Genomic DNA, 20,831 nt, shown 5'->3' with positions numbered 1-20,831 from the left:
TGTACATTTCAATAGAAAAAACTATGTCTACATAATTTTAATCTCCCCTTTGTATTTTTCCCCGAAAGAAAATAATCTCTTCCGCGCTCTGCAAAATCTCTCCAAAAAATCTTTATGTAAAAAAAAGCGGCGGAGCTCTGTAAACACTTCATATTTACTAAAGTGTCATTTCATTAGTTTTAAATTGTGCAAAAATTAAATTTAACATAGCATAATAGTTGATTAGAAATTATTAGTAAATAAAAAAGGAGAGCCTTATTATGAGAAAAAAGATATTATCCTTTGGGATATTTTTAACCTTAGTCGGAACAAATTCCGGCACCGCGGCGCCCGTCACTCAACTGGACGAAGTAGTGGTGACCGCTAATCGCATCGAAGAAAAGGGAACAATGCCAGGCGGATTCGTCCGACAAAACACCAACTTGGGGCTATCAGGCGAAAAAGATATTATGGACGTGCCCTACACAGCCCAAAGCCTTTCACAGAAGTCCATTGCCGCCATGGTGATGCCCACCCGCCAGATCGATCAAGTGCTTGCTAACGTGCCCTCCATTCGCACCGGCACCTCTCCTATCAAGACAGACTTCTCTATCCGCGGGATCGGCGCCAACGGCGCCTCTTTATACCTGAACAATATCCCCGGATTCTTTATCATGTGCGCCGGCCCTGAACCGAATACCATTGACCATGCCGATGTTGTAATCGGACCGGCAGCCACCCTGAGTGGTTCCGTTCAATCGTACAATGGTCCTGACGGCGGTCAGCCCGGCTCGATTTACCTCTACACAAAAAAACCTGCGGAAACCAATTTTTCCCGCTATACACAGACCTTCAGCGGATATGGCGATTGGGGCGAATATATCGACATCAGCCGAAACCATTTGGGCGGTGATCAATCATGGGGCATCAGAATGTACGGACAATATGACCGCGGCGGACTGTCTTCCATCAGCGGCGCCGGTTCCAAGAAGAGAAACCTGTTTGTCGATATTTCTCATGAAACAGAGAGGAACAAAACCAATATTTTCGGCGGTTACTATGACTACCGTATTTATGGCGGAGAACGAAGATTTTCCATCTTAAGAAACGCCTTGCAAATCCCCTCCGCCCCGGACGCATCCTTAAGTTATGACGACCCGCACTACATGCACCAGAATGTCTACGGCTATCAACTGACTGTCAACCATGACAAAAAGATAAATGACCATCTCAGCTGGTTCTTGAACGCCGGCATGAACGAAACTACCGTACGCCGTTTCATCTTCCAAGGCCAAATTATTTTAGATGGGGAAGGCAATCTATCCAAAAATAAACTCTGGTCCCAATATTTCTTCATGAAGAACCGCTACGGCCAAACAGGTCTGAAAGCTAATTTCCAAACTGGCGCTGTGAAACATGATCTGTCGCTTTCTATCGACCGAGCTTACCGTGTCCATTACAATAACAATAAACAGGTAAGCAAGCCTGCCGACAATCTGGCATTTGGAAATATTTATACCGGCATACAGTTTTCCCCAAAAATGTACAGCTGGGATGATTCCAAATCGCTCACCAAAATGTTCATGCTACAGGAAATGGATACCAGCATCAATATCGTAGACAACATGACCATCGGCAAATGGAATATCTTGGCCGCAGGCACAAGACGTCATGAAAACTTCCGCGGAAAAGCGCCGAAAAACAAGAATAAAGCAGACAGCTACGCTCCCACATTCGGCATCAACTACCACCCAAATAAAGACACCTCTTTCTACGCGGCTTACGCCAAATCTACATCCCGAAGCACCCCTGTGTACGGCGGCTATGAAAACGACGGTGACCTCCTGGAACCAATGAAGCTGACACAAAAAGAAATTGGCGTCAAACACCGGGCAGGCAATGTATTTTACACACTCTCCTACTTCGACATGGATCAGCCCAATCCCATTGATGTAGAGGCAGACGGCAAGACCTATTATAAAATGGACGGCCGCAACCGATACAAAGGCATCGACTTTTCCGTCAACGGAAGTCTTTCTGATAAATGGAATATTTTCGGCGGGTTTGAATACCTCCACGCGCGGCAGGAATCCACCCAAGGGGGGCTCAACGATGGTCTTCCCACGGACGGATCCGCTAAATGGAACGCTGTCCTCGGCGTAGAGTACAAGCCAAATGAAAACTGGAGCATTACAGGACGCATGGAATATCAAAGCAAAGGCGTCATCATCGGCACAAACAGAAGAGAACTGTCCTACCCATCCTTTACCACATTCGACCTCTTTACCTCCTATAAAACACAATTCGGCAAAACCCCTGTCACTCTCCGTGCCTCCGTATACAACGTGTTTGATAAAAACTATTGGAGAAGTCAGCCCGGTCAGGGAAATAAGCTGATGCTTTCCATGCCCCGTACCTATGTCCTCTCCGCTTCCTTTGATTTTTGATGCAATAAACAGAAGTCGGAAGATGGTGGTCGGTAATCAGGAGCCGGATGTCGGTGATTGGAGAATTAGCAATAAGCTGTTAGCTTCTTCGAGTTTCAAGAGCACAGCAGGACATTCCCCTTTTACGTCATACAAGCAATAGATTTTTCGCTGACGCCCAGAATGACGCTTAGCGATTAGAGAAAAACTGCTATCCATTTTCCGTTTGCATTGTCAAACCAATAGAAAAACGCGGTTCCCTTTTAGGTGTCGGTACATAGGGCCGCGTTTTTATGTGATTAGATACCAGGGATGCAGACGATCCGTTTTGCTTCTTCCACATAGGAGAGACGCACTTTGACACGATAAATTTCTTCCAAAGCTTCTTCTGTAATGATGTCTTTCGCGTTTCCCACGGAAAGCTTCCGGTTCGACAGGATCCCTGCCCGATGCCCCAAGTAGAGCGCCTGATCGGGCATATGCGTGGTAAGAATGACGGTGATCCCTTTTTCGGAGAGCTTTTCAATCATTTCCACCACTCGGAACTGATTTCCGTAGTCCAGATGGTTGGTAGGTTCGTCCATTATGATCAGATGCGGTTCCTGCACAATTGCCCGCGCGATGACCGCCTGCCGCTGCTGTCCGCCGGAGAGTGTATTGAATCTTCGATTTCGGATTTCATAGACTCCCATATCCTGCATCACTTCGTCCGCCATTTCTCTGTCTTTTGCCGACGGCTGGGAGAAAAGCCCCATATGGGGCGACCGTCCCATTACCACATAGTCTTTGACCGCAAAGGAATACGCCGTATCGGAGAGCTGGGGAACATAACCGATGTTTTCCGTAAAGAGTTTCGGCGCCGTATCGGCATATATTTTCTGCCCTTCGTTTTCCAAATACACTTGCCCTGTCTTTGGACGCAGAAATCCGATCACCGTATGGAGCAAAGTGGATTTGCCCGCTCCGTTGGCACCCATAATAGAAAAAATATCGCCCTTCTCTACTGCAAACGACACGTCTTTCCATAAATCATGTACCCCATCGAAAGAATAGGACAGGTTTTCCACACACAGATTCATCGCAATGCCAGCCTTTCTTTCACCAAAAGATAGAAATAAAACGGTGCACCAATCAATCCCGTCAAAATGCTCAAGGGAATTTCCGCGCTCATCGACGCACGGGAAACTGTATCAATGAAAAGAAGAAACACCGCACCAAGCACCGCCGACAAGGGAATGAGTTTTTGATTATCTGCACCTACAAGCATGCGGGCAAAGTGTGGAATCACGAGACCGATCCACCCGATAGTACCGCTTATGCACACTGAGCAGGCTGTCAGTACAGTAGCTGTGAGGATAATACCATAGCGGAGCCACGCCGAGCGGTTCCCCAGCATATGGATTTCTACGTCTCCTAAGGTCAGTATGTTCATTTTCCAGCGAACCAGAAACATAAAAATAACACAAAGCAGAATGGGGATACCGCTGTACAGGATATTTCCCCAAATCACATTCACCAGCGAGCCTAATTGCCAATAAGTGATTTCGGGAAGCTGCGTTTCCGAATCCGCCAAATACTTGATGATCCCCAAAACGGAGCTCATGAGCCCGCTTACGATGATGCCTGACAGGACGAGCATGATTATGGAGTTTTTTCCGATGATTTTCGGAATGGACACGGCACAAATGACCGCAAGGATTCCACCGATAAAAGCGCCGATTTGTACAGATATGGAAGGCAACCCCAAGAGAATGGCAAGGGACGCCCCGACGCAGGCGCCGGAAGATACGCCAAGCATATCAGGTGCCACGAGCGGATTTTTGAAGACGCTCTGGTACGCCGCCCCCGATAGCGCGAGCGCTGCGCCGATCATCATCGCGGAAAGCACGCGGGGCAGACGAATCATAAAGATCGCGCTTGCCGCCTGATCTGTCCATGTCTGCTCGATGGAGAAAACAGAGCTTAGTACGATTTTTACTACATGAACGGGCAAAATATAAAGCCGTCCCCAGCCTATACTCACCACCGCCATCACCACGAGCAGTCCGCAAAAAAGAAAGAATGCCGCCCCATATCCTCTGTCCGACAGATATTTCTTTAAATTCAATTGAACGGCACACTCCTTTGATTGGCGTCATCAGCAAAAATCACCGACAAGTCGTCTTCCGTCAAGTTGTATTTCATGAAATCGGAGAAGAAAGCTTTCGTGTCTTCCCGTACATGGATATCTTTGAAAATCTCCGGCTGTAAAAGGCTCGCTATCCACTTCATCATAAGGGGCGTTTCCACACCGGGTGCATCCCAACGGTAGATTCCCATCGGGACTTTGTAAACACGGCGGTTTTTTACCGCTTTCAAAGAGCTCCAATCCTGCCCGGGGATCCGATTATCGTAGATATCATCCGGCACAAAGGAATCAAAATTACTAAGAAGAATCATATCCGGATTCGTTTGGTATATTTCTTCCATCGTGATCGTTCCGCTATTGGTTTCCGTCTGCCCCATGGACGCCGTCATTACTTCTCCGCCGCCGATTTCAATGGCTTCTCTCATGAAATTATCATTTCCCTGCAAGCGGAGTTTCTTATTTCTAAGAAAGAGTACGACAGGCTTATCCGCTTTTTCCACTTCACTCTTATGCTTCATGATATCTTTATAAGCGTTATCATAAAACGCGTTTACCATAGCGGCCCGTTCTTCCTTACCGAGCAGCTTTCCAACGATGAGGAAACTCTTTTTCAGGCTGTCTACATTGTTATTGAAAATCCGTACTGCCGGAATTCCCATCTGCCTCAGTTTTTCTGCGTCCTTTTCCTGGTGTTTCCACAGAATAACAGCATCAGTTCCTGCTTCTGCTAATCCTTCTATATTAACAGAAAAATCCTGATTGATGTTTTGTGTGCTAATTTTTCCGAAATTTTTATCCATTTTTGAAAGAAAATGTCCCTGATAAGCAGACATCGCTCCCGGATGAATAGCCCCTAATCTTTCCGCCCCGCCATCAATCGCGTACACTACTGATGCCCACGGAAGAGGGGTAACAGCAATCTTATGTACCTTTTGCGGCACTTTCACCTGATCTCCGGCAATATCTGTAATAACCCGAGCTTCTGCCGCCGCTCCCTGCTCTGCCGGCTTTCTTTCATTCCCCCACAGCCTTATCGCTCCACAGAGCAAAAGACACACCGATAAACAGCCTGCAAGCCATCTTATTTTTGCGATTCTCATGTTTTCTTCTCCTTTCTATACCTATCCATAGCCGCCAGACAATGCTTTAGCAATTTTTCCATCCGTATCCCTAAAGCACCGCTTTCTTCCGTAAGCATCATCCTTCCAGAAAACAGTCCCCATGGAAACGGCACGATTCGTTTCTTTTCTATAACTCTTGCCAGCAAAGGATCCGCCACAACAATATCCTTATCTTCGCACAAAGCGCGTAACTCTTCCTTATCCCTAAAAATTTGTATCCTCTCACTACCGGGCGCTCTTTGATAGATCCTTTCCACCTCTTTTGTCCATCCGTACGCAGCAAGGCATACATTCCTTACACCTTCATGCCAAAAATAATGCGCCATTGCCATTGTATGGAGAGGATCTCCCACAAAAATCATTCGCTCTTCATATCGCATAGGAACCATATTATTATGAATTTGGAGTGTTCGTGTTTCTTTAGTGCCTCCGATCATTTCCGCCACATTTTTCTTCCATGTAGAAAAAGCATGATCTCCCACCGGAACAGAAATCAACAAAGGCACATTCCATGTATCCCGAATCCATTCTCCTGCCATTATCCCCGCTGAAGATACTACCCAGACCAACGAAGGGCGCTCATTTCGTTCCGGGGACTGTCCGGAAAACAGCACTTCATACCCCAACGATTTGATAAAAGACAGACAATGGGCATACTGTTTTTGTCCACCGCACAAAAGAGGACTGTACCCTAGGACTTCCACATATTTTCCCTTCGCCCTATCCGAAAAACTACTCTCCTTTACTGTCATAAGCTGCGCCATAGATACGCCGCTCACAGCATCATGAAATCCGTCTGATGGAAAATACACCGTGCGCTCATCCCTAATTACTCCTGCTTCATCAAATCCCATAAAGGATGGTACAGCGGAACCAATAAGCCCCACATGAGCATATTTCTTTTCCCTGTATATCGTTTCTGTTTGTTTTTCTACAGTATCCTCAAATCCAAAAATATAATCCGCTCCTTTTGTCTCCGTATAATAGACATGCCGCTGCCCCATCTCCATATCCATATCCCGCAAACAACTCCTGCATCCTGCAGGAGTTATGAGAGCATTCGCATATCCATCAGCACGAAGCCAATCTGAAATACCTGCCGCATCGGACATAGGAGGCGGCAAATCCTCCTCATCATCTATTTCTAACTCTTCCAAGGGAAACACGTCCAGCAGTTCTTCTGCTGACAAATGATCGCCTTGATCCGTTTTCGCCAAAGGTCCTCGAAAAAAACATTTCACGATACATCCAGTTTCCTTGCTCATTTTCGTTTCAATATCTTTGAAATCAATCCGAATAAGAATGTCTAGGCAGGAAAGGTACAAAATAATGATTTTAACTCCTTTTCTCAAAGCACTGCGGCGGATTTCATCCCGTATAAGCTTCTCTGCTGTGCCAAGGACATAGGAATCATTTGTCATCCGAATATATCTAAATTGATGCAGCTTTCCCAATTTCAGCGCATGGCTGTATACACCACGAAGACAAGGAAGCGATCCGGGCACCAGTAAAAGCACATCTTTCCGCCCCCAAAATTTATCCATCGCCAGCTCTTCTCCTGCGGCGCCCGCACAAATTTCTTTCATACCATCCTCTTTTTATCAATTTATTTAATAGCCAATTCATTTTATTTTATTATAAGTACAAATAAATACTCATTCAATTAAAAGCTAATGAAGTTATTCTTCAATTTTGTCAAAATAAAAACTGCCGCACACCAACGACAGTTTTTTTATCCTTCACTCTTTATTTTTCATCATATAAATGAAAAGCTCCATCGCAGGGCTAATCCATTTATTTTTATAATACGCTACTGCGGAAGAAATACAAATCGGCTCTCCAGGCACTGCTATTTCTTCCAAAACACCTTTGTCCAATTCTTCCTGCAAGACGAAATTCGGTAGAAAACACAGTCCCATATCATTTTTTACCAAGTTAATAATTGTCTGGGTACTCCTAAGCTCAATCGTATTCCCTTCAGGAATTCCCCTTTGGCGGCAGTATTCATCAAACTTTTTCCGCAAACTGCCTCTCTGTGGCTGCACGATACGAGTCACGCCGATATCCTTTCCCCGCGATCCCCTTGCCCGTTCGATTTCTTTCTTCATCCGACGGGATGCCGCCATAATAAGCCGATGCCGTCCTACAGGCTCAAAAATAATATGATCTTCATCCTCATGCTTTTCCGTATAAAGAACACCTATATCGATTTTATCTTCTTTCAGCGCCTCTATGACAGATTGGCTGTTCATTGAAGTGAGAAGGAGCGATGTTTTAGGAGCCTTCTGCTGGAACACCTTGAGAAACGGCGGAAGAGAAAAACAAAGCAACGACTCCGGTGCGCCGATTCGCAGACGCCCCGTATAATGACTGACTTCATTCTGAAAGCCCTCCATCTTGCCAAGCGCTTGAAAAACATCTTCCACATAAGGCACCAGCTGCTCACCCGCTTTAGTAAGAATCATTCTGCGTCCGATTTTTTCAAATAGCCGAACCTTAAGTTCCCGTTCCAGCTGCCCCACATGGAAGGTAATCGTTGACTGCGTATAATTAAGTTTCCTCGCCGCCTGTGTAAATCCACCCTCTTTGACAATCGCACGGAAGATATACAGATTTTTCAGTTCCATTTTTATCCTTTACAAAGCTATTCCAAAATATTCTCATATATTAAGTATACCTCATCTAAGAAACCGTTGATTCTCTTCCCCCACCCACACCGCCTCGGATAAAAACACAAAAACCGCCACTCAATTTTTTCTTGTAGCAGCGGCTTTCTTCATACCTTTATTTCCTTATTCACCGAGGATTGCGTCACCCTTGGCGATATTCGCGCGGATTGTCGCACAGCACGCCTTGAAGCGGGCCAGCTCCTCTTCCGTCAGATTATATTCTATCACCTTTTCCACGCCGTTCGCGCCAATAACAGCCGGCACGCCGCAGAAAATACCGGACTCGCCGTATTCGCCGTCCAGCGGAGCCGAGCAGGGAAGAATACGCTTTTCATCATGAAGAATCGTGCGGACCAAAGTCGCTCCCGCCGAAGCAATGCCGTACTCCGTACACTGCTTGCCGGAATAAGTCACCCATCCGCCTTTAATAGTGCGTTCCTGTACTTCCTCTTTATCAAACCGGAACTTCGGATCACTTTCCATTTCCGACAGAGGCTTGCCGTAAAAAGCTATCTGCGACCAGGGAACAATCTGGGAATTTCCGTGTTCTCCAAGCATGAACGCCGTAAAGCCGCGGGAATCAAGGCCCGTTTGTTCCGATATCGCGTGAATCAGACGGGAAGAATCAAGAAGCGTCCCCGTACCCATGACATGCCCCTTCGGCAGGCCGCTCTTACGGGCAATCAGATTCGCCACCACATCACAGGGATTCGTGATACTTACAAAAAGTCCGTGGAATCCTCCGGCCATGACCTTCGGGACATAATCGGCCACCTGTTTCACACTGTTTTCCAATTCCCCGTCGCGGCTGCCGGAAGCACAAAGCGTGATATCGCCTACAGCATTCACGATGACGTCGCAGTCCTTCAGTCCCGCATAATCGGACGCCTTGTAGACAACATGATTCGGCATGTACATGACCGCATCATTCAGATCCTGTACCTCGCTTGTCACTTTACTTTCTTCCAAATCACAGAGAAGCACTTCATCGGCAATCCCCATCATCCCCAAATTAAACGCTACATGGGCACCTACATGTCCTACGCCGACAATTCCTACCATTCTCTTCTTAATCGCCATAATGCTCCCTCCATTCCTTCCACATGAACCGTCCCGACGGACGAATCAGAAAAAGAACTTCTCTTCCGCCTTGGAAAAGATCTGTCCCTAATAGCTTATTGCGTATGATAACACATTTCAAGCTCTCTGAACAATAGAAAAACGCTGTTGAAGAAATTTTTTCATGCGGACAATCATTTCCGGCCGCAGCCGTGAACATCCGATCATCCCCCGGCAAGCTGAAAGGAGCATACAAAAAGGATCGGACTCCCCTGTTATGAAATCCGGTCCTTTTACAGGCATTCCCTTTTATATCAGGATCACCCTCTTATGCCGCGCAGGAAGCGGAAGAAATCACGGAGCGCTTCCGCGTGGTCTCCTCCAAAACAATCCTTCTCCTTGAAGTGATACTTTTTCACTTCGTCTCCGACAGCAATACGAACCCTTCTTGCACCTTCATCAATCTCCACACCGGAAACGGCACTGGCCGGCACCATTTCCACACCGTCCGCCGAATCACTGCCAAGAATAGTATGGCTAACCAGACTGCCCAGTCCGGCTCCACGTTCCCCGCTGTACTTCATAATTTTCATCGTCATAGGATTGGGAAGGGCGGGGATAAAGAAAATACTTTCGTCCGTATAAGCGATAACAAAATGATGCTCCGCATTCCAGGGGCAGTCAATCACATGAAATTCTTCCTCAGACAGCTGCGGCACCATTTCTTTCACGAACCTCTTCATTTCCTGCTGTGCATATCCCGGCGCCAGGCTGTCCCTCTTTTTCTTCATGTAAATCATCATGCCTATACCCACGATAAACATAGCTGCCGGTATCAATGCTATTTCCATACCCATAAATACTCTCCTTTACATTTCAAATACATGCAACCGTGCTTTTTGCCAGGGACTTTCCGGATCGCGGAGCAGTCCTTCTGCGATTCCCATGATTCCGCCGGGCATCTGCTTCATACCGCCCCACATGCACCTGCCGATCACATATCCCGCCGCAAATTCTTTCCAGTCGCCATACACTGCGCAGCACTTCTTATGTGCTTCTTCCATATAATACCATGCTTTTTCTTCCGTAATATATCCGCATTCAAAGCAGCAGCGCGCTATCAGCACCAGCCGCCCCATGTCCCACGCAAGAACAGATTGATTCTGTAAATCCGCCTGGGAACTGATATATCCTTTTTCTATCAGGGATTCTATCATCTCCTTCATATTTTTCATATAGCGGGGTGTGTCGAGTCGTTCATCCGGTGTCAGGATTTCATCGGTAATAGACGGCGATATGCCGGCAGAAAACAACTTAATTGCATCAAAGTATACGCGGTGTCCTCGTTCCAGCAGCCATTCCAGCGTATGCAAAGCGCTTTCTTCATCAATAATATCATAGTAAGCCGCTAAACTATTTCTAATTTCCTCTTTCTCAGAGCCGGTTTCCAATGAATCACAGTAAAACATGGTCTGCTCCGCATTCACAGCACCTATATTCAAAACAGACTGCTGCAAAGGAGAAAGTTTCTTTCCTAACGGATTTTTTTGATATTTCTTATGGCTTATTATTTTCAATAATTTCGAAAAAAAAGACAACCCTGCGTTCCTCCTTACATGTAAAGATAATACTCCACACCCGTAAAGCATTCCCGTTTATTATACTTTACCTCATTATCCTTATCAATCCTCCGGTTCCCCGCATTGCGGCCGTAAACTTTGCAAAAAAACAAAGCCATCCGCTTCTCAAATAATATGGATGGTTACAAAAGCCTACTGTTATCAGGATATATTCTATTTATAATTCAATCCGATGTCCCGGTTTTACCGTTACTAACCTCGTATCACCCTTTTTAAATCTTTCCAGATAAAAATTATAATCCTGCGTAGCTGATGCCGATATAGGCAGCCCATGCATCAATCGACTTGTAAAAGGGTGGCACAACTCTGAAAACAAGGAAATATCATCAATCTCTTCAATAATCCTTCCCTTATCCATTACCGTAATTCCATCTGCAATATAATATGCAGATTCTATACTGTGAGATATAAATATAATAGATAAATGTTTTTTTACTTTTATATCCGAAAGATAATTTAAAAGCTTATTTTCAGTAAAAATATCAAGCCCGCTTAGGGACTCATCCAGTATAAGGATTTCCGGTTCTGCCATTAATGCACGTAATATGCATATCCGCTGGAGTTCTCCGCCGCTTAACTGCCGCGGATACAATCCTGTATATTCCTCCGACAGGCCCACAGCCTTCAACATCTCTACTATCTTACTCCAGATTTCCTCTTTGCTGCATTTAAAAAAGTTTTTAAGCGGCTCTTTCAGTATCTCATAGGATGTCATATACTCAGGCACCGCATCCAGACTGTTTTGAAAAACCATTTGAATCTTATTCCTCGAAATACTTTTCCAATTAATCTTTTCCCCTTTATACCGAACCAGTCCGCCTGACGGCTTTTCAATGCCTGCCATAATCCTACAAAGTGTAGTTTTCCCGCAGCCGCTCATTCCTAAAATCGCACGACAGGTTCCTTCCTGCAGCATGAAATCTACATCATCCAAAACAGGCCTGTTGACTCCTTCTTCATTTTTATACGTTTGATGAATATTTTTCAATTCAAGTATATTCGGCACAAAGATACTCCTTTAAATAAGATAATCAGGATCCTTCGTATAAACGTTCTTTTTTCCACCTGTTACAAGCTCGAAGGAACGATCGTGTATACAGATCATTGTCTTCATTACCCAACTCTTTTGTGTTAATTTTATCAATAAACTTCCCTTGCTTCATCACATAAGTAATATCCGAAATTTCTTTAACGAAATCTATATCATGCGACACGATGAGCATACTTAAATTTGTGTCACGATACACTTTTTTCAATACAGAAATCAATTGTGCTCTTGAATACCTGTCAATTGCTGATGTAGGCTCATCTGCTATCAATAACTTTGGTTTATGGATAAGCCCCATAGCTATGGATATCCTCTGTAATGTGCCTCCGCTTAATTCATTCCTGTAACTTTCAAGTACTCTTTCCGGATCCGTAATCAATAAGTTTCTTAACAACGACATCACTTGCAGCAAAAACTCTTCTTTTTCCCCATCCCTTAATCTGCTGATTTCAAGAAAATGTTCTTTAATTTTTAACCGCGGATCAAATATGCTTAACGAATCCTGGGCGATAAATGCATATTGCCGTCCACAGTTTGTCAGCAACGTAGCAGAATCTCCCGCATTAAAACATTTTCCTTCGATAGCTGCTTGTCCTGTGACTTGCCATGCAGGTGCCCGCAAAAGACCTGCTATCAGTTTTAACAGAGTGGATTTCCCGCAGCCGCTTGTACCAATTATAGACACACGACTCCTTTTGGGCACTGCCAAATTGATTGTGTCTATAATCCTTTTCCTCTGAAACTCGGCAGATACCCCCGTCAATTCCAATAAATTATTCCCCATTACATTTCCCCTGCTTGATATCTTTGCTGGATCCAATCCCCAATCATATTGACGCTAAGACTGATTCCCAAGATAGAGATACTTGGAAAAAAGATAAGTCTCGGATAGGAAATAAATACGGCCTGCGCTTCTCCGATTAATGTTCCCCAGTCGGCCTGAGGCGGCTGAACCCCGAGCCCAAGAAAAGAGTATCCTGACATGGCCAGCAGCGACCCTGCAAAATCCAGAGCCAGCATAGATAAAACAGCCGGTGCGGCAATAGGGAATATGTATTTTATCCATATCCGGGGTGTCTTATTCCCTGCCATACGTGCCGCATAAACCATATTCTTCATTTTTCCGTCGGCAGTTAATTCTCTTACCACACGGGTATATATTACCCAATGCATGATCATCATCCCTGCACAAATAAAAAATATATTCTTTCCGCCCAATCCTGCCAAAATCAAAATAACAATAATTTCCGGAAATGCCCTGAATAAATTACATACATGGTCAATCAACCGATCCACCTTTCCGCCGTAATAACTCGAAATAATCCCTAAAAAGGTTCCCCATATACATGATATAAACACAACCAGCACCGCATAACCGATGCTTATTCTTGCCCCTTGTATGATACGGGAATATACACACCGCCCCAATTGGTCACAGCCAAACGGATATTGGATCGACGGCTGTGCAAATTTCATTGTATAGTCGACAGCATTAGGGTCATGCATTAAAAAAAACGGTTCAAATATCGCCACAAGAAAATAAAAGAATACGATTACCCATAAAAAACATATTAAAAAAGGCGGATATTCCCGATGCAAACCAAAACGGATATTTCCCATTTCATCCCCACCTTCTTCTCACCCTCATACAAACTGTCTCTGCAATAAAATTGCATATGATAAATCCTGTCATTGTCAGCAGAATATATCCCTGTATCACAGGGTAATCCCTTCCATGTATCGCAATAATTACTAAACGCCCAAGTCCCGGCCAGGCAAAAACATTCTCTATGACAAGAGAACCTGCAATAACTCCTCCGAATTCAAGTCCTGCCATAGTCACGACAGGTGATATTGCGTTCATAAATATATGCTTCCAAAAAATTTCCCATTTTTTTAAACCACGGGTATACGCGAACACAACAAACGGTTTTTGCGAAACATCAATAATACTGTTTCGTAAAAGTTTCGTATACACCGCAACATAGCCCAATGCCATAGTTAAAGAAGGCAGGAACAAGTGCAGGAACGAAGACGCCCCTTGCACAGGAAATATATGCAGGTACACTGAAAATACACTGATCAGTAAAAAACCGATAATAAAGGAAGGGACGGAATTTAACGTCAATACGCAGAAACGAATGGAATAATCAGACCGACTGTCAGGATGTGTCCCTGCATAACAGCCTGCAAGAAGACAAAAAATGATTCCCATTGACATAGAGCTTAATGCCAACAGAAGCGTATATTTAAATGCTCGAAAAAGTTCAACTGCAACTGGTGCCTTCGTCAGATATGAATACCCTAAATCCAGACGGATCACGTTTTTAAGCCAATAAATATACTGCATGTAAACCGGATCATACAATTTCAATTCTTCAGCAACTGCATGCAATGATTCCGGCGTAACAGGAATTCCTCTTGAACTGAGGTATGTAGCAGCCGGATCCCCCGGCATAAAGCGGATCAGGAAAAAGGATATCAAGGATGCAGCCGCAATCAGAATCAATGAGTCTTTCAAATAATTGACTATAAATCTTTTCAATATTTCCTCCTCCCCATCTCTTTGCTATCGATATTATTTAATTCCGCCCACAAGAAATTCCGGAAACAACTTATAAAATTCTTGGGCCTTTTCATCTCGTACAAGTTCATCGATTCTGGGTTCTGCAAATACACGGCGATACCCTAAAGAAATTAAGAATTCCATATCCCAGTAAGGCCGATGCTTATCACTCATAAATAGCTTTTTAGAAAGTTCATCGCATTTTTTTGTATTTTTATGTCCGTCAAATATACCATGTCCATATTTTTTACGCAGGTTGTTGTTATATTCTTCAAACACTTTCATACGTTTCTCATCAAAAAGATGTAAATACCAGCAGGCATCAAATACAAGAAGGACGCCCCCTTTCCGCAACACCCTTGTCCATTCCTTATAAGCCTTAACGGGATCCGCAAGTGTCCATGTTAAGTCTCTGCAGACCACAAGATCAAAGCTCTCATCATGATATTGTATATTCTGGCAATCCATAACAGCTAAATCCGCCTTAACCCCGGCTGCGGATATATTTTCTGCAGCCCGCCGGATCATATTTTCCGTAATGTCGATACCGGTTACATGATGTCCTTTTTCCCCTAATAATACAGGGAAAAAACCGGGACCGGTTCCCACATCAAGGATTTCCAGCTTTTCTTTTTTGGGGGCATTTCCCAGCACTAAATCTGCCCATGCGTTTTTCCCCTCATCATCAAGCGATTTTTTTATGATATCGCTATAAACATAAGACTCGCCTTCCCAATAATCTTTTATTTCATCATTCAGCACCTGACATTCCTCCTTTAATATTGTCGAAACACATGTGTAATATCTATTCGGTCTTTAGCATCCTCCTGCGGTACAAAGCCGCTTATATCATTTCTGCAGACATGAATAATATAGTCATGATAAAGCGGAATAAATAGGACATTTCTATAAAAACTGCCATTGATATATTCCATATATCTCAAAACAGATTCTCTTTCAGGGCTGGAATCCATCTCTTTCATTGCTTTAAATAAAGTTTCCTTGTCATCTGCACCACGTTGAAACATATTAAACCCCGAACCGTCTGTCCTCATCTCTGTAAGAGTGGAATAAGGCTCATAGGCATTCCCCCAAGTTGTATATAAAACCATATCATACTTCCCGTCCCGAAACTTATTTAAATACACCGAAAAATCATCTTCATCAGGAATAAGATCAATTCCGATTTTAGCGTACATATCTTTCAGTATAAGGGCCAAATTCCTCTGATTATGATTTCCTGCAGGATACCCCAAAGAAAGTTGTAAACGGACTCCGTCTTTTTCCCGGTAAGGACCCGTACCACGGTGGTACTGCTTATCCAGTATTTCATCCGCCTGTTTTCTATCAAAGCTGTAATATGGCAAACCAGGCGGCATTTCCGGTAAATTCTCCGTCCAATAATAATGCGCCTCTTTCAATTTCCCTTCTGCCAAAAACTGTATCACCCCTCTTTTGTCCGTTCCCAACGCCAATGCTTTACGGATTGGTATTTCACGTATTTTCTCCGTATTCAAGGCGATTAAAACAATCTGGGACAAAGGGGTTATTCCTACAGAAAACCCCTCCTGCTGTAAATTAAATGCTTCTTCAAAACTGAGCGCTCCATCCTGATCCACATACATATCCGCATCACCGGAACGAAGAGCATTCTCTATCGTTGATACTTCCGGTATGATAGAAACTTTGACATATTTGAACTTAGGCTTTTCTCCCCAATAATTTTCATTTCTTTCAAACAGGGCATATTGATTTCTTATATTCTTTCTCAGTATCCATCTGCCCGTCCCATAAAAGACCTCATTTCCCTCTTTGCCGGATTCGGAAAAATGAATCGTCAACGGACGAGTAAAAGATAATTCATTCAGCAAACTGCTGCATACTTCATCCAATCGAAAGATAACTGTATGCGCATCAGGTGTTTCGATTTTACTTATCTTTTTCAACATATCTAAAAATCCATACTGCTCTCTTTTAGCAATTAATTCAGATATATTTTCTTTCACAATTTGCGAAGTAAGCGGTTTCCCATTTGAAAAAAAGACATCTTTCCGTAAATGAAAAATATAATTTTTACCATCATCGGTAATTTCCCATGACTCTGCCAATTTAGGAACAGCCTTTCCATTTTGCATTCCGACCAGTCCCTCATATACCCAATCCTGGACAAACATCGGAGAGCCGGAATCAAAAGGATCTACGTCTCCTATATCTTTCGTGTAGGCGATTTTTAATGTTTCCCCCTGAAACTCTTCCTTTCTTATATCAAAAAGAGATTCTCCCAGCAATAAAATAAGGAAGGCCAATAAAAGTTCAAGAATTATGATATTCTTCATCAGCCCTCCTATAATATTCACTTCCTATTTAAATAATTAGAATCCATATCTGAACCCCAACATAAAGCTTCTGCCCGGCTGAGGTTTAGCACCTTTTCCATCATATTTATAGTACATATTCTCATAGCCTTCATTTGTTAAATTATTAACTTTAAGGTACACGGATTTATTGGTATTTATTTTATAATTGACAGACAAATCTGCAACAATGTAATTATTATTTGTAAACGCATCCTTGTCACAGCCGCTGAATAAATTCAACAGCAAACTGCTGTTCCATTTCCCGCATTGATAAGTCACATTCATTGCATAATAATTTATCGGGCGGAGATGGTTAATCATGGCGTCTATATTGGCTGACTGATTGCCATCCCATGAGATATCCGGGTCCAGGATTACCCCGTCTTTCCCCTTAAATTTATCATATAGGTAAGTATAGGAAGCCCCTAAAAACCAATGGTCTCCCAATTTATGATTTAAGACAACATTAAATGATTTTTTATCTTCCCTGGCATTGATCGCTTTCGTTACATAGTCAGATTTTTTCTTGCTGTATACAGAATATTTAGTAACAGAATTACTCATTTTGGTAATCGCATAATGAATGCCCAAAGTGGTATTTGAACCGATTCTGCTCCGCAGGCCGATCGTATACACATTCCCTTTTTCATCCTTTAACGGTTTGTCATCCAATATATCTGCTTCAAATAAATCCTGCTGCTTAATAGGCCTGTAAATATTGGTCCAGCTGAAATAGCCCGCTAAACGGGGCGTAAATAGATACTGCATTGACAAACTGGGGGTAAACTGTGTTCTGCGTCCTGTATCATCATAATCGACCGGATAAATTGTCCCATTTGACCAATCTCTTTTATAAATATGAGCACTATAATTTCCATAATGCGACATGCGGACAGCCGGAGTTATTTCAAATTTATCACTCAAACGGATCTTATCCTGTATATAACCGACAAGTGTATCTCTTTGCGTCTTTCCAACCTTCACTTCTCCGGTTTTATAGTTCTTTTTATAATCATTATTTTCCCCTCTATCATACGTCAAGCCAAAAATGATATCATTATTTTTTATCTGTCTGGCCAATTGTAATTCTATCCCTTTATTCTTTTCCACATGGTATGTATTAATATGTTCTTTTGAGATCGGACCGCCCCAAAGATCCATGAATTCTTTAAACTTATCATAATTTCCCGGCCAGGGCGCCAAAGTAGTCCCATCGGGATAGGTCCATTTATACTTATCAAAGACCTGGTAATGATGATCCTGGTTATACACGCGGACAAAGTTTTCTAAGCCATGATCTCTTTTAAATGTATACGTAATATCCAAATCATTTTTATTATACGCAGTATAGCTGCCGAACATGGAGTCAATCGCATACACATTGCGATATCCGGGATTATCCGTATCTCCTAACTTTCCATTATTTTGAGCATTATCTATAATCCGATTCCAATCCGTTTCATTCCAGTACCTGTAATCAATAGCATCATTGGGGCAACCGTCCTTGCCATTGTTATGATTGAACCATACTCTCAAGCTGTGGTCATCATCAAATTCCCCGTCAAATCTCGCACTTATCCCTTCTTCCTTATAATGAGTATTGTAATACTTATGATTCGCACCAGTCATTCTGTCGTAAAAATACGAATCACCGGACATTTCCCGATTTGCAGAAACAAAGTATGAATATTTATTTCCTATGGGGCCGGACAAGCTCATATTATACAGATGATGCTTCCACGATCCTGTAGCAAGTTCAATTGCTCCACGAGTCACTTTTGTTCCTTTTCTGGTAATGATGTTAATTACACCGCCGGTAGCATCTGCTCCATATACAGATGCGCCCGGTCCTTTAATAACCTCCACCTTTTCCACGTTTTCTATATTTGTAACCTGATCAAGATCTGTCATGCCCTTACTTGCCGATACGGAGCTGTCACCAAACAATTCCGTCGCCGGATTATCTACACGCCGCCCATCAACAAGAACCACAACACGGGTATCTCCATTGATAGAAAATGCATTGCAATAGGCTGCATATCCATACCAGTTCGCCCGGTATCCTGGATTGGAGAATGTCACGCCGGGTATAGACTTAATCGCTTCTGAAATAGAATTATAATGATGATCTTCTATTTCTTTCCTGTTTACCACTTCCACATCTCCGCCCGTTCTATAGTAAGATTGCTCTGTAATAATATTCCCGAATTTGTCTGAATCCAAAACTTTATGCGCTCCGACAACATATACCGGATCCAAAGAATATACCGGAGCCTCGGCAAATACAACATTTGAATACCCTACCGGAATACTCATAAAAATCATTAACAAACTTGTTCTAATCAAATTCCTATTCATTTCCATAACCCTCTCTTTTAAAATCATTAATTTACTTTGTATTATTTTTGAACTATATCCTCATTTTTATTTAATTATTATCCTTTTCTATTATTCTTGTCAATATATGCATATATCCTCTCGTTTCTTCTTATATTTCATAAATAAAATCTTATAAATAGATATTTTATCTTTTCACATAAGAAGCCTTTCTGTACTTATCTATCAGAAAGACTTTTAATCTACTCATCATTGTTCTGAAATTGACCTGAGTACCATTATGTATTCTTAACTTCACCCCATTATCCTTATCAATCCTCCGGTTCCTCGCACTGCAGCCGCATAGAGATCCGTATCGGATAAAACATCCTTCCCGCCCTTGCTGCCGGTTTCTACAATAGACACGTCAGCGCCATGCAGTATGCTGTCCCCGCCGTCAGGAAAAACTGTTCCGCTTCCGCACATGCGCCGTACGAAGCGTTTATCAGGTACCGTTTTGATTTATTGGTATTCTTCATTTGACACCCTTTCTACTTTTGAACAGCAAAAAACAGTAAACCATTATTTTTGATTGACTGTTTCCTGCATTTCTATATTTTTTATCTAACACTTGCTCAAAAACCTGATGGCAGACTGTCTTGCTTTTTCTATCTTTTCAGGCTCCATATTTTCTACAACAGTTGAAGATATCCATTTTTTGCTGAACAATGTTTGCGCTGCTTCTATCATCATTCCGCAGGCATATAAGTCTTTCTCTTCTGCAATGGCTTGCGCAAATACTTCTTTTGTTTTCGTCCGCAGCATTTCCCGTTCCACTCTATGAAATGACATCTGCATAAGACTTGCTGCAGACCATGCCCGGCAAAGGGCATCTTTATCCCTGGATATTTGTCTTGTTAAGATATCAATTTCTTTTGATGAGCCTATCCACCCAAAAGCGATGATAATTTTACGGCGAAGAATATTTTCATTTGTATCAATAAGTGAAACAAGAACAGGAATAAGCCGATTGCAGAATGATACATAAAAATCTCTATGCTTCAACTTGGAAAGAGTTCCCGCTATGAGAAACGCGGTCAATATCTTTAACTTTTCATCCCTGACTGTATCCAGCTGTTCAAATAAAAACGCAAGGCCTTCTCTTCCGTGTTGATCAAAGCTGCTTTCTAAATGCAGCTTTTTATCTTCTTCCCAGTCTTTACAAATAAGCCGATAATGATATGCCGCATCTTTGCAGGCTCCTAAATCAGCAATAAATCGGATTCTTTGATCGTCAGGAAAATTCTGTTCCGCCAATTTACGGTATGATTTTTGTAAATCTTCTTTTGTAAGGTTCAGGCGGCGGATTTGTTCCGCCTCAAGCGCCTGTAATATCTTATCCGTTGAACCGAACATTGCTTTTATCTCCTTGTTCATTGCTGTTTTCATGCTTCTTGGAATTTTAAACTCTCAAAGCATTTATGGCTGCCTCCCCATGATTATAAAGCAAATCATCGCAGGC

The 20,831-nt window shown here is 42.9% G+C and carries 18 protein-coding genes; 1 reads left to right on the top strand and 17 read right to left on the bottom strand.

Annotation, left to right across the window (positions count from 1 at the left end):
* The first annotated feature begins 260 nt into the window (after positions 1 to 260).
* The gene (locus GCWU000321_RS07685; protein ID WP_007070627.1) at positions 261 to 2,426 is read left to right on the top strand and encodes a TonB-dependent receptor; all 2,166 of its coding nucleotides are present in this window, start codon (positions 261 to 263) and stop codon (positions 2,424 to 2,426) included.
* A gap of 278 nt (positions 2,427 to 2,704) precedes the next feature.
* Here the strand turns inward: GCWU000321_RS07685 and GCWU000321_RS07680 are convergent, their stop codons facing one another.
* From GCWU000321_RS07680 to GCWU000321_RS07600, 17 genes are all read right to left on the bottom strand, one after another.
* A complete protein-coding gene (locus tag GCWU000321_RS07680) occupies positions 2,705 to 3,484 on the bottom strand; it encodes an ABC transporter ATP-binding protein (protein WP_007070626.1) in 780 nt (259 codons plus the stop codon).
* On the bottom strand, positions 3,481 to 4,512 hold the full coding sequence (locus tag GCWU000321_RS07675) for a FecCD family ABC transporter permease (protein ID WP_007070625.1): 1,032 nt from the start codon (positions 4,510 to 4,512) through the stop codon (positions 3,481 to 3,483). Before GCWU000321_RS07675 ends, GCWU000321_RS07680 begins: the two co-directional genes overlap by 4 nt.
* Positions 4,509 to 5,633: an ABC transporter substrate-binding protein gene (locus GCWU000321_RS07670; RefSeq protein WP_007070624.1), complete on the bottom strand. Its 1,125-nt coding sequence runs from the start codon at positions 5,631 to 5,633 to the stop codon at positions 4,509 to 4,511. Before GCWU000321_RS07670 ends, GCWU000321_RS07675 begins: the two co-directional genes overlap by 4 nt.
* Positions 5,630 to 7,240, bottom strand: coding sequence for a hypothetical protein (locus GCWU000321_RS07665; RefSeq protein ID WP_007070623.1), 1,611 nt, complete (start codon positions 7,238 to 7,240; stop codon positions 5,630 to 5,632). The genes GCWU000321_RS07670 and GCWU000321_RS07665 overlap by 4 nt, the downstream gene beginning before the upstream one ends.
* A gap of 153 nt (positions 7,241 to 7,393) precedes the next feature.
* Entirely contained in the window at positions 7,394 to 8,281 is an 888-nt protein-coding gene (locus tag GCWU000321_RS07660) for a LysR family transcriptional regulator (RefSeq protein ID WP_007070622.1), read from the bottom strand.
* 165 nt (positions 8,282 to 8,446) lie between these two features.
* Positions 8,447 to 9,403, bottom strand: a complete 957-nt coding sequence (locus tag GCWU000321_RS07655; RefSeq protein ID WP_007070621.1) for a lactate/malate family dehydrogenase — start codon at positions 9,401 to 9,403, stop codon at positions 8,447 to 8,449.
* A gap of 299 nt (positions 9,404 to 9,702) precedes the next feature.
* Positions 9,703 to 10,239 carry a hypothetical protein gene (locus GCWU000321_RS07645; RefSeq protein ID WP_007070618.1) on the bottom strand — a complete coding sequence of 179 codons (537 nt, stop codon included), beginning with the start codon at positions 10,237 to 10,239 and terminating at the stop codon, positions 9,703 to 9,705.
* Between the two features lie 12 nt (positions 10,240 to 10,251).
* The gene (locus tag GCWU000321_RS07640) at positions 10,252 to 10,980 is read right to left on the bottom strand and encodes a DUF1266 domain-containing protein (RefSeq protein WP_040381531.1); all 729 of its coding nucleotides are present in this window, start codon (positions 10,978 to 10,980) and stop codon (positions 10,252 to 10,254) included.
* Between the two features lie 199 nt (positions 10,981 to 11,179).
* Entirely contained in the window at positions 11,180 to 12,028 is an 849-nt protein-coding gene (locus GCWU000321_RS07635; RefSeq protein WP_007070616.1) for an ABC transporter ATP-binding protein, read from the bottom strand.
* Positions 12,029 to 12,053: 25 nt separating this feature from the next.
* On the bottom strand, positions 12,054 to 12,854 hold the full coding sequence (locus GCWU000321_RS07630; RefSeq protein WP_007070615.1) for an ATP-binding cassette domain-containing protein: 801 nt from the start codon (positions 12,852 to 12,854) through the stop codon (positions 12,054 to 12,056).
* Positions 12,854 to 13,690 (bottom strand): ABC transporter permease, encoded by an 837-nt coding sequence (locus tag GCWU000321_RS07625; protein ID WP_007070614.1) that lies wholly within the window; start codon positions 13,688 to 13,690, stop codon positions 12,854 to 12,856. Before GCWU000321_RS07625 ends, GCWU000321_RS07630 begins: the two co-directional genes overlap by 1 nt.
* A 1-nt stretch (position 13,691) precedes the next feature.
* Positions 13,692 to 14,615, bottom strand: a complete 924-nt coding sequence (locus GCWU000321_RS07620) for an ABC transporter permease (protein WP_007070613.1) — start codon at positions 14,613 to 14,615, stop codon at positions 13,692 to 13,694.
* Between the two features lie 33 nt (positions 14,616 to 14,648).
* Positions 14,649 to 15,398 carry a class I SAM-dependent methyltransferase gene (locus GCWU000321_RS07615; RefSeq protein ID WP_007070612.1) on the bottom strand — a complete coding sequence of 250 codons (750 nt, stop codon included), beginning with the start codon at positions 15,396 to 15,398 and terminating at the stop codon, positions 14,649 to 14,651.
* A 14-nt stretch (positions 15,399 to 15,412) separates the two neighbouring features.
* Positions 15,413 to 16,972 (bottom strand): ABC transporter substrate-binding protein, encoded by a 1,560-nt coding sequence (locus GCWU000321_RS07610; RefSeq protein ID WP_007070611.1) that lies wholly within the window; start codon positions 16,970 to 16,972, stop codon positions 15,413 to 15,415.
* Positions 16,973 to 17,008: 36 nt separating this feature from the next.
* Complete coding sequence (locus GCWU000321_RS07605) at positions 17,009 to 19,357, bottom strand: TonB-dependent receptor (protein WP_050754532.1); 2,349 nt, start codon at positions 19,355 to 19,357, stop codon at positions 17,009 to 17,011.
* Between the two features lie 365 nt (positions 19,358 to 19,722).
* Positions 19,723 to 19,848, bottom strand: coding sequence for a hypothetical protein (locus GCWU000321_RS09865; RefSeq protein WP_277352336.1), 126 nt, complete (start codon positions 19,846 to 19,848; stop codon positions 19,723 to 19,725).
* Between the two features lie 85 nt (positions 19,849 to 19,933).
* The gene (locus tag GCWU000321_RS07600; protein WP_040381528.1) at positions 19,934 to 20,725 is read right to left on the bottom strand and encodes a HEAT repeat domain-containing protein; all 792 of its coding nucleotides are present in this window, start codon (positions 20,723 to 20,725) and stop codon (positions 19,934 to 19,936) included.
* Positions 20,726 to 20,831 lie beyond the last annotated feature (106 nt).

It is taken from the genome of Dialister invisus DSM 15470, assembly GCF_000160055.1.
In the GTDB taxonomy this organism is placed as follows: domain Bacteria; phylum Bacillota; class Negativicutes; order Veillonellales; family Dialisteraceae; genus Dialister; species Dialister invisus.
The sequence above is the reverse complement of the archived record's forward strand: the minus strand, read 5'-3'. Positions and strand labels throughout refer to the sequence as shown.